Annotated in this window: 11 protein-coding genes; all 11 read right to left on the minus strand. The window is 43.6% G+C overall.

The window, feature by feature from the left end; translation table 11 throughout:
- Positions 1-42 precede the first annotated feature (42 nt).
- Positions 43-789: a 3-oxoacyl-[acyl-carrier-protein] reductase gene (gene fabG, locus QM454_RS15160; protein WP_432359394.1), complete on the minus strand. Its 747-nt coding sequence runs from the start codon at positions 787-789 to the stop codon at positions 43-45.
- Positions 786-1,724 (minus strand): ACP S-malonyltransferase, encoded by a 939-nt coding sequence (gene fabD / locus QM454_RS15165; protein ID WP_432359396.1) that lies wholly within the window; start codon positions 1,722-1,724, stop codon positions 786-788. Before fabD ends, fabG begins: the two co-directional genes overlap by 4 nt.
- Positions 1,721-2,713 (minus strand): phosphate acyltransferase PlsX, encoded by a 993-nt coding sequence (gene plsX / locus QM454_RS15170; protein WP_432359398.1) that lies wholly within the window; start codon positions 2,711-2,713, stop codon positions 1,721-1,723. The genes fabD and plsX overlap by 4 nt, the downstream gene beginning before the upstream one ends.
- On the minus strand, positions 2,713-3,294 hold the full coding sequence (gene fapR, locus QM454_RS15175) for a transcription factor FapR (protein ID WP_432359400.1): 582 nt from the start codon (positions 3,292-3,294) through the stop codon (positions 2,713-2,715). Before fapR ends, plsX begins: the two co-directional genes overlap by 1 nt.
- A 211-nt stretch (positions 3,295-3,505) precedes the next feature.
- Positions 3,506-4,498, minus strand: coding sequence for a hypothetical protein (locus QM454_RS15180; RefSeq protein WP_432359402.1), 993 nt, complete (start codon positions 4,496-4,498; stop codon positions 3,506-3,508).
- Positions 4,495-5,214 carry an ABC transporter ATP-binding protein gene (locus QM454_RS15185; RefSeq protein ID WP_432359404.1) on the minus strand — a complete coding sequence of 240 codons (720 nt, stop codon included), beginning with the start codon at positions 5,212-5,214 and terminating at the stop codon, positions 4,495-4,497. Before QM454_RS15185 ends, QM454_RS15180 begins: the two co-directional genes overlap by 4 nt.
- Positions 5,204-7,753, minus strand: a complete 2,550-nt coding sequence (locus tag QM454_RS15190; protein WP_432359406.1) for an FtsX-like permease family protein — start codon at positions 7,751-7,753, stop codon at positions 5,204-5,206. Before QM454_RS15190 ends, QM454_RS15185 begins: the two co-directional genes overlap by 11 nt.
- A 417-nt stretch (positions 7,754-8,170) precedes the next feature.
- Entirely contained in the window at positions 8,171-10,243 is a 2,073-nt protein-coding gene (gene recG, locus QM454_RS15195; protein ID WP_432359407.1) for an ATP-dependent DNA helicase RecG, read from the minus strand.
- Positions 10,200-11,111, minus strand: a complete 912-nt coding sequence (gene sdaAA, locus QM454_RS15200; RefSeq protein WP_432359408.1) for an L-serine ammonia-lyase, iron-sulfur-dependent, subunit alpha — start codon at positions 11,109-11,111, stop codon at positions 10,200-10,202. Before sdaAA ends, recG begins: the two co-directional genes overlap by 44 nt.
- A gap of 14 nt (positions 11,112-11,125) precedes the next feature.
- On the minus strand, positions 11,126-11,788 hold the full coding sequence (gene sdaAB / locus QM454_RS15205; RefSeq protein ID WP_432359410.1) for an L-serine ammonia-lyase, iron-sulfur-dependent subunit beta: 663 nt from the start codon (positions 11,786-11,788) through the stop codon (positions 11,126-11,128).
- 127 nt (positions 11,789-11,915) lie between these two features.
- The gene (locus tag QM454_RS15210) at positions 11,916-13,574 is read right to left on the minus strand and encodes a DAK2 domain-containing protein (protein ID WP_432359412.1); all 1,659 of its coding nucleotides are present in this window, start codon (positions 13,572-13,574) and stop codon (positions 11,916-11,918) included.
- Positions 13,575-13,582: the final 8 nt, after the last annotated feature.

Here is a 13,582-nt window from a genome sequence, read left to right on the forward strand (position 1 = left end):
GCACCTGGCCGCTGAAGCTAGACACTAAAAATGTACAGGTTATTACATTACCATGCCACCATCGACATGTATAGTTTGTCCTGTTATATAGTTCGCATCGTTAGATAGTAGGAACGCAACGGCACCTGCTACGTCTTCTGCAGCTCCTAGTTTACCCAATGGAATGGATGCCAACATTTGCTCCTTCACGTCCTCAGGGAGTGCGTCGGTCATATCGGTTGTAATGAAACCTGGAGCGACTGCGTTTACAGTAATATTCCGTGTCGCAAGCTCTCTCGCTGTCGTTTTCGTCAAACCAATTACACCGGCTTTCGCAGCGACATAATTCGCCTGTCCCGGATTACCGATGACACCGACGATCGATGCAAGGTTAACAATCTTCCCTGCGCGTTGCTTCATCATTTGACGTGTGACAGCTTTCGTACAGAGGAATACTCCTTTAAGATTAATGTCAATTACATCATCCCATTCGTCTTCCTTCATGCGCATTAACAAATTATCGCGTGTAATGCCCGCATTGTTTACGAGCATATCAATTGAACCGAACGTTTTCAACGTCTCATCAATCATATGCTTCACTTGATCGGCATCCGAAACGTTTGCTTGAATCGCAAAAGCTTCTCCGCCAGATTGTTTAATTATTTCAACAACCTCTTCTGCTTTTTCTTTACTGCCACTATAGTTGACTGCTACACGCGCGCCTTCTTTTCCTAACAAAATGGCAATCTCGCGTCCGATTCCTCTTGAAGCGCCTGTGACAATCGCCGCTTTTTCATTAAATCTACTCATCGTTCCCACCCTTTCGCAGCATCGATTACTGTTTGCAATGTTTCTTCGTCATAGACGGGAAGGACTGTAACAGATCTATCGATTTTCTTAACAAGACCACTGAGCACCTTTCCAGGACCACATTCGATAAAGTGTGTTACTCCAAGGTCGATCAATTCACGCACGGAGTCTTCCCATCGCACTGGAGAATATAATTGTTCTACTAGCAACTGCTTAATTTCATCTCGGCTGGAAACCTTTTCCGCGTTCACATTAGCGACGACCGGAATTGAAGCATCCTTCATTTCAACTTCATCCAATGTCTTTTGAAGACGTTCCGCTGCGGGCTTCATAAGTGATGAGTGGAATGGTCCGCTCACATCTAAAGGAATTGCTCTTTTTGCACCTGCATCTTTAAGTTCCACGCAAGCTTTTTCGACGCCTGCTTTCGTACCCGAGATAACAATTTGTCCTGGGCAATTCAAGTTAGCTGGTTGAACCGGATCCCCTTTTGCTGTAATGGCTTCTGTCACTTCTAGCAACTTTTCACCATCTAGTCCAAGAATAGCAGCCATTGCTCCTTCACCAGCTGGAACTGCTTCATTCATATATAGACCACGCTGATGGACGACTGACACACCGTCTTCGAATGATAGAACACCAGAAGCAACGAGTGCCGTATATTCACCAAGGCTATGCCCCGCGGTATAGTCAGGTGTAATACCTTCTTCAACAAGTCGTGAAGCAATCATTGCACCGACTGTCAACAAGGCCGGCTGTGCATTATACGTCAATGTCAGCTCTTCTTGAGGACCTTCTGCAATTAAACGGCTCAAACTAAACTGTAAAACATCGTCTGCCCGTTCTAGGAAATTTCCGTTACCATTGAAAAGCTCCGCTCCCATTCCGACGGATTGCGAGCCTTGTCCCGGGAAAATAAACGCTATTTTCGTCATTCTTCCTCCACCTTCCCAACTGTACTTCTAATTGTTCCGCATACGTCAAACTGAACCATTGTCCTCGCTTGTCGAATTGCATTAAAAATCGCATTGGCATTTGAAGAGCCGTGCGCTTTAATGACAGGTGAATTTAACCCAAATAGTCCAGCTCCACCGTACTCGGTATAATCCATTTTCTTCTTCAACCCTCTGAGGTCATCTTTCACCATTGCTGCGGAAATTTTCGACTTCAGAGAAGCTCCGTATACTTCTTTCAACATCGTAAAAAATCCAGATGCTGTTCCTTCAATCGTCTTCAGCACCATATTCCCTGTAAATCCGTCGGTTACAATGACGTCTGCCGCTCCACTTAATATGTCCCTCGATTCAACGTTGCCGACAAAATGAATCGGAGCTTCCGATAGAAGGTCATATGCGGCTTTCGTTAATTCATTTCCTTTTCCTTCTTCGGTTCCGATGTTCAACAGTCCGACACGAGGCTTTTGAATACCGCGCACCTTTTCCGCATAAATGCTGCCCATAATTGCGTATTGTTGCAAATGGCTTGCCTTTGCATCTGAGTTCGCACCGACATCTAAGAAAACGAAGCCTTGTCCGTCAATTGTAGGCAAGGTCGGCGCTAATGCCGGCCGATCGATGCCTTCTATCCGGCCGACGATGAAAAGACCCGCCGCCATAAGTGCACCTGTATTTCCAGCTGAGACGCATGCGTCGGCTTCACCGTCTTTTACAGCTTGTGCCATCCTTACCATAGAGGCATCTTTTTTTCGTCTAATTGCGCGGACTGGCTCATCGTCCGCTTCGATTCTTTCTGTACAATGAACTACTTTTAAGCGATTATGCTCTTTTAAGTATGGAGCCATCTTTTCTTCATTTCCATAAATATGTATATGTATATCTTCAAATTCCGATAGGCTCAGAAGTGCGCCTGCAATAATTTCACCCGGTGCATGATCTCCGCCCATCCCATCTACTGCAATGATCATCATGTTTCCCTCCAACTTTGGTTCGTAGTTTGATACATCTGGAATTCACCGGTGAAAACCGTTTCATTTTCAACTGTAGAAATAACATCTACAAATGTCCTTTTTTCAGTTGATCGCTCTTTATTCACAATAGCACGAGCAATGACCCGATCACCCGATTTGACTGGCTTTACAAAATGGAGTTTCGAGGTGACTGTCAAGGCAAGATCATCATTGAGAACTGCAACTGCTAATGAATTTGCTTGGGCGAATAAATGATGGCCACGCGCAATTCCATTTCTTTGAAAAACATGTTCGTCCATTACGTCAAATATAGAAACGGCCCTTTTGTCGAGCTCGATATCGATGATTTCACCGATCACTTCATCTGATTGAAGAGATTTCACCTCTTCATCCATCGTTCGTTCAGCTACCGTTTGCAATCGTTTTCGCAATTCTGGAATTCCACATTCTAATCGATCCAATCGGATTGTTTGTACGCTAACTTTAAATTGTTTGGATAATTCTTCGTCAGTCAGAAAAGGATTTTGTTCGAGGCTTAGTTCAAGCTGGCGCTGCCTCTCTCTTTTTGGCACTCTCACTCGTTTCACCCTTCCGGATTAGCACTTGGTACTAATACCAGTATATTATCATAGTTCATGATGGATTTCTACACAAAATGGGTATGTCTAAAAAAAACCGTCCATAATTGATGCACCAATGAATATGTTTGATTCAAAAAAACAAATGAAAAAGAATAAAAGACCCGCCGGCAGGGCAGCGCTTGCCAATAGGTCTTTTTCCGCGAAGATTTCATTGCTTCTTTTTCTTCAATATCTCTGCAGCTTCTGCCGCTTTTTCCGGATAGCCGTAGTCGGCGCCATTGTCGATAATGAATTGGAGAGTCTCTCTCCGATGCAACGGCAATAGTTGAATATCGCGTATCGTCCGTTTAATTTCCAATTCGTCATTCGTCAAAATGTAATATTTCAAAGCGGCCTCAAGCGTAGTTGGATCCCGCCATCTCTTCAGTTCCGCTTCAACATATTTAGCGGCGCGCTCTGGCTGCGGGTCATGAAACAGATAGTGATAAATGAAAAAGTAACCGTAGTTAAGTCCATCCAACCAGTCGTTTATTTCAGCAATATCCAAATACTTCCTCATCGTGATTGAATCATCTTTCCAATAAGCATCTGCTAGTCTTTGTCGTACGTAGAGATAGGATTTTTCCTTCTCAGCCTCTGTAAGCTCTCCCACTCTATACGGAATAATCGTGTCGAATTCCCCAAGCGCTTCGATGCGTTTTTTCCCGATTGTTTTTTTCTCGCCTGACTTTAGATTGTAATATGCGAAGTCCTCCTCTGAATAGCCATAAAAGAGGACATTCCATCTTTCCGCATTAATCAACGTAAAATTTGCATATACCGGTTTCCCCTCTTTGAGGATCCGATCGATATCTTCTGCTTTTTTGTATGAGGGCAATGTATCAATGCCGTGTTCGGCCATAAGATCCATGAAATCAACATAGGAAATTCTTTCAAAATCTTCGTATACCGCTATTCTCTCCTGCTCTTCGGCAGGAAAGTCGTTTCCGTAGTATCGATACATGCGCTCTAATCCTTCCAACAGAAAATCCCTTGTCTGAAAGAATGTTTCAACGTCCGCCAATTTTTCAGCATTTTCGATTGTCACGATATCGTCCTCAACAACCTCTTCAACTTCCTCCTGTGGTTTTGGATTGCACCCGAAAAGGAAAAGGAAAAGGAAAAGGATGAATAGTACGCAGACAGGTAACCGTTTCATCATCTGACTACCTCTATTGTATCCGTCTCTATTTTATTCACTAATCCATCAAGAACGTGTATCGTCTCCTGAGCCCGTTTGGCAAGGGCTGGATCATGTGTGATTAATACAATTGTCACCCCGTCCGTCGCGTGAACTTCTTCAAGTAATCCGATAATCGTACTTCCCGTTTCGGAATCCAAATTCCCTGTAGGTTCATCGGCCAAAATGATCTCCGGTTTTGTCACAAGAGCCCTCGCTATGGCGACGCGCTGCTGCTCACCTCCGGAAAGACGTGATGGCAGATGATGGAGGCGGTGGGCAAGGCCGACTCTTGTTAACGCCTCTTCAGCATTTTTTTTAATTTCAGCGGATGAAAACAGTGTTAACAGTGGCATCATTACATTTTCAAGTGCAGTTGCCGTTGAAAGCAGTTGAAATTGCTGGAATACGTATCCGATTTTCTTTAGCCGCAGTTTGGCAAGTTCATTATCTTTCATCTTATGGACTGCTTGATCATCGACCCAAATTTCACCTGCGTCAATCGGTTCCAATCCTCCGATTAAATGAAGGAGTGTCGATTTCCCAGAACCCGATGGACCAGTAATCGAAACATACTTCCCTTTATCTATTGATAAGGATACATCTTTTAAAACATCAACTTTTTCTCCACCAGTTACATAACTTTTGCGTACAGATTTTAATGTAATCAAATCCCCCACCCCTTCATTACGCAGCATGATCCTTTACAACACTGCTCATTTTCATACTCTGAACAATCGTTAATGAAAACACCAATAACAAAACAATTGGCGTGACAATAATGAGCGTAAGCATCCAGACTGGAATCCACAATGTGGAGAAGAACGTAAGCAACGCATAGGCACCAAAGGCGCCAAGTATGGAGCCGATTACGGCAACTAACGACACCTCGATGCTTAAGTATATTTGAATTCTTCGTAAGGACCAACCTATCGAACGTAAGATGAAAAACTCCTTTTTACGTTCTGTAATATTTAAATAGATTAGCAGAAACACTATTGCTATCGTGAGGATTAGTCCCACTACAAGAAAAACTGTTTGAAACCCCTTCAAGTTCAAGTCAATCGTTTCCCCTAAAAAGCTTAGCAGTAAAAAATCTGATAAGCTTTGCTGCGTTGCGATAAATAGAATCGACATAAACGCTGTCAGCGCAAGGACAATTGTCAAAAGCCCGAACCTTAACGGCCTCCTGATCAATTGATGGGCGACGTATGAAAACAGGCCGTTAATCGAAAAGAGTCGCATGAAATTCCATTGTGTCCCTTCACCTTCCAGCCCGGCTCGCGGTGATAATTTCAATGATTTCCGGCTTCCAGTTACATAACCAACTGCAATAATCGGAAGGATGATGACGTAAATTAGTAAAAACTCATGCCATGCAAGTATCTTTAACCAAATGTTCGCTATCGCAATCGGAATAATCGCCAGCGTGCTTAATACAATGATTTCGAATCCTAGAATCCCCATAATCTTTCTCCTAGACCAACCAATTGCACGAAGCATCGCGAATTCAGTAGAGCGACGCAACAAGCTATGTGTAATGACCGTATAGCAAAACACAAAACTGATTAGCAGAAGATAAATAAATAAGAGTACATTCGTTTTTTCAATCTGCTTTTCTATTGACCAGCTGACACCTGCTTTTTGCCATCCTTCTTCGACAACCCCAGGCATCCCTTCTTTTTTTGTTCCTAAATTCACTTGAACTTTTCCAGATGCCGAGCCTAACATAATTTCCACATGATGCCCTGTTTCATCCATAATTCGTTTAGCAACGTCTTCAATTTTCCGTTGGCTTACATCAGACCGTTCTTCCACTCCATCTACGATGACACGAATGGATGAAATTGGTGGGCGATCCCCATAAAAAACTCTCGCGTTATGAAGCGGCATGATTGCATCAGGCGAGCCCGTATAATATGTATCTTTATACGGCAACGGCAATAGCGGCTTCCTATCGACTGAATTCCCTGCTCCATCCTCTATGATCACACTATAATGAGGTGTGTAAATATCAAGGGGATCTCCTTTTTTCCAAGCTCCCTTCAAGACAGGCTCGATTTTATCTGTATCATACATATCGATAATGTTTAATCCAAACGCTCGACTTTGCCTTTTTTCGGCTTCTATCCGATATCTTGGCAGACTCTCGCTCAGTCCTGAATGCAATGAATTTGTTTTAAAGAAAGTTTGCGCCTCTATCGTTGGAATGCTTCCCTTTTCTAGCGTAGCATCTTTGTAGAATATCGGGGAATAGCGGAATAAGTCATTTTTATCTGATGATGTAAATCCTCGAGGCTCCTCGGTAAATACTTCTCCTCCAAGCAAGGACAGTTCAACGTTCTTGTAGCGCCACTCCTCAGAAAACGAAGGCAGCGTAAGTTTCACTCTTTCTTCTGTCGGCAAGTTCGATAAATATTTGCGCGCCCCTTGCACAAAGTCTTTTTCTACTACATTATCAGGTACTTTAATTTCTGAAATTGTTAGTGTCTCGGTCATCTCAGACCGTTGATTCGCAAGCACGATGATTGGAATTCCTGTAGCTCCGATACCTTTTAAATTACTCGCTTCGCTCAATGTATTCCCTATGACAAGGCTATCCGATAATGTATACAATTCCTCTTCCGCTTCAGGGTCAATGGCAATGAGCATTAACTCATTTGGAGTTCTAAAGGTTGCCCCTGGTGGCATGTAATTTCTGAACATGCCATTTTCCTCACTAAACTTATCGGATAACGGGCCGAACTCCATATCAGGCTCACTATATTCCGATATATAACGATGGTTCCAAATTTCATGATTGGAGATTCCATCAAACACCGTTGTTTGCATTTGGACTACATGAAAGCTCCCTATTTCCGCATCATTATAGTACGCTCCAATACCGTCCATAGGAATATATCCTATTAACGATAATGGAGCTGCTGTCTTCACGCCTGGCATGCCACGTATTGTCTCCAAATCATCCATCGAAATTCCACCGTAATTGGCAACGGTTGACTGCGGGGCAACCCATCCATCATCAAGTCCTGCCGTCTCTGTATCCAATTCGGGTAAGACTAAAATATCATACTGGTATCGCCAGTTTTCTTCTAAGTCTTCTTTTGCTTGGATGACAATACGATCCGTGACAGATTGCGCCCCCATATAACCAAGCCCAAGCGAACTTAGAATTAGAACCACGGTTAAGAAAAGTGGCCAACGTTCCCTTATCGTCGCTTTTATATAGTGGAACATATTGAAACTCCTCTTAGTCGTTTCCTCAATTTACAGCCCCCTAGTCCATAATCTATTAGTTCCTATAGTAACCTTACAATAGAATAAATATTTTGTAAATAATAATAGGCTGAATATTTAAATAGTATATGTTTTGTTTTATAGAAAATTAGTACTCTTTTAGCATCCTACATGTTATTTGGTGGAGAAGGATCACAGGCATAATCCAAATCAAAAGGTGGTGTCCAAAAGAATAATAGCGGATGAGGGCTTGCTTTGTTCGCGAGAGTTCTCGTTAATACGATCTGAGTTCTCGTTCTTCGATAAAAAGTTCTCGTTTATGCGGTGTGGTACAAAAAAAGCTGTCCAGATGATTTCCTGGACAGCTCTTTTTTTACATTAGTACTTGAAACTCGACTTTGAGAAACAACTTTCTATTCAATCCATTCGCTCTTTAGAAAGTGCGCCTGATTGCTCCAAGTCTTCTCTTAGAATTTTATATTCCGGACCGCTCCAAAAATCATCCGACGAAAGCATTTTCTCAGCATCTTGACGTGCAGTTTCCAATGCCCGATAATCGTGCACAAGATCAGCCATTTTAAATTCAGGCATTCCGCTTTGCTTCTTGCCGAAAAAGTCTCCTGCACCTCGAAGTTCGAGGTCCTTTTCTGCTAAGAGAAATCCGTCATTCGTCTCTGTCATCACCTGCATCCGTTCTTTTCCTTCATCGTTTTTCGGATCTGCAAGAAGGACGCAATACGATTGGTCCGCCCCCCTGCCAACCCTACCTCTTAATTGATGAAGTTGAGAGAGTCCGAAACGAGTAGCGTCGTAAATGAGCATAAATGTTGCGTTCGGGACATTCACGCCGACTTCGACGACAGTCGTCGAAACGAGGCAATCGATTTTTCCTTCACTGAAATCCCTCATAATGGCATCTTTTTCTTCGGAATGAAGTCTTCCGTGCATAAGACCAACCGTATATCGGCCAGCGAAATAATGGGTTAGTTGGGAATGGACATCAACCGCATTTTGCACATCAAGCTTGTCTGACTCCTCAATCAATGGACAAATAACATACGATTGTCGTCCTGCTTGCAGTTCCTTCTCCATTTTTCGTAACACAGGTACTAAGGAATCTTCCTTCAGCCAATACGTTTCGATTATTTTTCTTCCGGCCGGCATCTCATCTAAGATAGAGACGTCCATTTCCCCGAAAGCGGTAATCGCCAACGTGCGGGGAATCGGTGTCGCGGTCATGAATAGGACGTCAGGATTAAGCCCCTTTTCCCTTAGCACACGGCGTTGTTCCACACCAAAACGATGCTGCTCATCCGTAATAACAAGTCCTAAGTTTTTAAAACTGACATCCGGCTGGATCAACGCATGCGTCCCAATGAGTAAATCGATTTCGCCGCTCTGTAATTTTTCAATAATAATCTTTCTCGTTTTGCCTTTCGTAGATCCAGAAAGAAAAGCGACTTCCACCCCTAATGGCTCAAGCCATGATGAAAGGGAATCAGCATGCTGCTCGGCAAGAATTTCGGTTGGTGCCATGAGCGCTCCTTGAAAGCCTCCCGTAATCGCCGCATAGAGAGCAATCGCTGCAACGACCGTCTTCCCAGAACCAACATCACCTTGCAACAGACGATTCATTCTCAATGGGCTTTTTAATTCGGCACAAAGCTCATTGACGACTCTTTTTTGCGCATTTGTCAGTTCGAATGGTAATGAAGCGATGAATTCCTTTAACCGTTCAAGATCATAATGAATCGGCGTCCCTTTTTCCGTTTCTTTCCGGACTTTCTTCATTCCAATCATCTTTAATTGAAATTTTAATAACTCTTCGTACACGAAGCGTCTTCGAGCCCGCTTCACGTCATTCGGAGATTTAGGGAAGTGCACCATTTCGAGCGCTTCACCGATAGACGGCAACATATAAGATTCCCGTAATGAAAGGGGCAGGACTTCAGCAATTTCATCTTTGTACAAATCTAGTGCCTGCCTCATATACTTCCGGAATGTTTTTTGGTGCATAACATTTTTCAAACTGTAGACAGGTTCGAAATCGGCTTGATCCGTTTTCGGGCCATCGTTAAAATTACTGACATTGATGACTTGCCTGCCCCGATCCCATTTACCGGTTACTGTTACAATCTTTCCGATCGATAGGCGGTCCTTCAAATAATGCTGATTAAAGAACACTGCTTTGACGAGATGGTTACCGGCAAGCAACCGTATTTGCAGGCGTGATTTATTTCTGCCTAGAAATAGGACGGATGGCTCACTTTCGACCCTGCCTTCAATCGTTACCCGTTCATTATGTGGCGTATCAGCCAAATTCTTCAGTCTAAAGTCTTCATGGCGGTATGGAAATGTATTGATCAGTTCATCAATTGTTTCAATGCCTAGTTTAGAAAATTGTTCAGCAGATGCCTTACCGACACCTTTTAGCGCTGTGACAGAATCAAGGATTGACGGTGGTGTCACGAACCGTTTTGTCCTTTCCAAAAATCTTAGCTTCCAACGCTTTACCAGTAGGCGTGGCCGCTAAGCCACCTTTGGCAGTTTCTCTAAGTGCAGAAGGCATTGTTTGTCCAATTCGGTGCATCGCTTCAATTACTTCATCCGTCGGAATCCTGCTGACGACTCCTGCAAGTGCCATATCCGCTCCGACAAGCGCTTTCGCTGCTCCCATCGCATTCCGCTTCACACATGGAACTTCCACTAAACCCGCCACCGGATCACAGACAAGACCGAGCATGTTTTTCATGACGATAGAGAAAGCTTCCGCACTTTGCTGAGGCGTTCCTCCTGCCATTTCCACAATGGCGGCGGCAGCCATCGAAGCGGCTGATCCTGTTTCCGCTTGGCAACCTCCTGCTGCTCCTGAAATCGAAGCGTTATTCGCTACGATAAAGCCAAATGCACCCGTAGTGAATAAATAATTCACCATCTGTTCCCTCGTCGGGTTCAATTTATCTTTAACAGCAAAAAGCGTTCCAGGCACGATCCCAGCCGCCCCCGCCGTAGGAGTTGCACAAATCATTCCCATTGCCGCATTCACTTCATTCGTCGCTACCGCTTTGCTAACGGCATCTAAAATAAGATCCCCCGATAAAGATTTTCCTGACTTGATATATTGTTGAAGAAGTACCGCATCCCCGCCTGTCAAGCCGGATGTCGATTTTACGCCTTGGAGCCCTTGTTCGACTGCGCTTTCCATAACAGTCAAATTATTATCCATTTGTGCGACGATTTCTTCTCGAGAACGCTTTGTAATGAGCATTTCCTGTTCAATCATAATTTCCGAAATCGGCTTATTTTGTGTCTCTGCAATTTCGACTAGTTCTTTTACTGTTCCGAATAGAACTTCCATTTATATTTCCCTCCTCAATTCGCCAATGTCGAAACTTGCGTAACGTTCGGCAAAGATTTCAATTCATTAATAAGTGTTTCATCAAACATCTGGTCGACTTCAATTACCATAAGCGCCATTTTCCCTTTTTCTTTCCTACCAACTTCCATATGAGCAATATTCATCCCTTGTGAAGCGATAGCGTTGGAAACATTCGCAATGACACCAGAGCGATCATCATGCACAACGAGAAGAGCTGGGAAATGTCCAGATAAACGGAGCGGAAAACCATTCAATTCAGTGACTTCCATAGTGCCACCGCCGATTGAAATACCGACAAGCTCCATTTCGCCTTGACTGTCGCCAATTACAACTTTCGCAGTGTTCGGATGATCAGCCTCTTCCTCTTCAGGAATGAATTCGAAAGTCATGCCGAGTGCGGCGGCATCTTCAAAAGCCGTTTTTATTCTTTCATCAAACGTGTCGTAATCCAATAATCCTCCAATAATTGCAACGTCCGTCCCATGCCCTTTATATGTTTCTGCAAAAGAACCATATAGATGGATTCTTGCCCATTCCGGCTGACGCCCAAACAAATCTCGAGCTACCCGGCCAATCCGAGCGGCTCCCGCTGTATGTGAAGAAGAAGGCCCAATCATGACGGGACCGATAATTTCAAAAACTGATCTGTACTTCATTCAGTCTACCCCCTTAATAAAAGCACTGCTTAACTAGCAAACGCTTTCTCTCATTTTACAGTAGTTTACGTACAAAAACAAAACAGAAAAACGGCACACCTTCAAAAAGTGTGCCGTCGTTTCCTTATCATTCCACAGAAAGAATAAAAGGATAAAGTGGTTGTTTACCATTGTATAATTCAACTTCTGTATGATCGTACGTAGACTCTACATAGTCAGCAATCTTTGTCGCATCTTCTTCAGATACATCCTCGCCATAGATGATCGTAACAATTTCATCATCTTCATCGATAAGTGTTGCAAGCAACGTCTTCATTACTTCGTCTAAAGACGGATTGGAGATTACGATTGTACCGCCCGCAAGGCCCATGAAGTCATCTTTTTTAATGTCGATGCCATCTATTGATGTATCTCGAATTGAATGAGTGACTTGGCCTGTTTTCACACCAGCTGCTGCTCTTGACATTGCTTTTTCATTGTCCACCACTTCAGCCTCAGGATTGAATGCGAGAATTGCCGCCAACCCTTCCGGAACGGATTTCGTTTCAACAACAGCAGCTTCGATACCAATTACTTCAGCCGCTTGTTTTGCCGCCATAATAATGTTTTTATTATTCGGTAAAATAATAACCCGTTCCGCACCGACATCTTTAATTGCTTTGACAATATCTTCGGTTGACGGGTTCATCGTCTGTCCGCCCTCAATAACAGCTGAGGCACCAATGCTTTTCAGCAATTCGGCAACGCCTGTACCCATTGCAACCGTAACGATTGCATATGGATGTGTAATCGTTTTCGTTTTATTGGCCACATAACCTTCTCCGACTAGTTCGATGTGCTGCTGGCGCATGTTCTCAATTTTAATGTTGATGAGGGAGCCGTATTGTTGTGCGTAATTTAGCGCATCACCAGGCTCTTCCGTGTGAATATGTACTTTCGCGATTTCCTCATCTGAAATGACTAGCAGCGAGTCGCCGAATTTACTTAGATCTTGACGAAAACCACCTTCTTCGAAAGGATGCTTCTTCACTTTATCATCCTCGAATTTCACCATGAATTCCGTACAATATCCATAAATGATCTCCTCGGTGCTCATAAACCCTTGAATGCCTCGGTGATGCTCGGCGTTGATCAAGTCTTCCATCAAATCCATGTTCATCCGTTCAGGAAGCTCTTCACCTTTTAGACATGCCAAAAAGCCTTCATAGACATAAACAAGGCCTTGTCCGCCACTATCAACGACGCCAACTTCCTTTAGAACAGATAGAAGATCGGGAGTTCGTTTTAAAGAAGCTTTTGACTCTTCAACGATAGCTTCCATCACTTTGATGATGTCCGTAGTCGATTTCGCTACTTCAACACCTTTGTTCGCTGCATCTTTGGCGACAGTAAGAATCGTTCCTTCAACCGGCTTCATAACCGCTTTGTATGCTGTCTGCACCCCGTACTCTAAAGCATTTGCAAACTTCACGGCATCTAGCTGTTCTTCCTCTTCTACAGCTTTACCGAAACCGCGGAATAATTGTGAAAGAATAACGCCGGAATTGCCCCGCGCTCCCATCAATAGCCCTTTTGATAACGCTTGCGCAGTTTTGCCTAGATGCACGGATGTATTTGCTTCGGTTTCCTTCGCTCCAGACGTCATCGATAAATTCATATTTGTCCCTGTGTCGCCGTCAGGCACAGGAAACACGTTTAATGAATCGACATAGTCAGCATTAAGATGAAGGTGATGAGCACCCATCCTTACCATGTCGGCAAATTTTACACCATCAAAAAAATTCATTGAAAAGT

The organism is Sporosarcina sp. UB5 (assembly GCF_050859005.1).
Taxonomy (GTDB): Bacteria; Bacillota; Bacilli; order Bacillales_A; family Planococcaceae; genus Sporosarcina.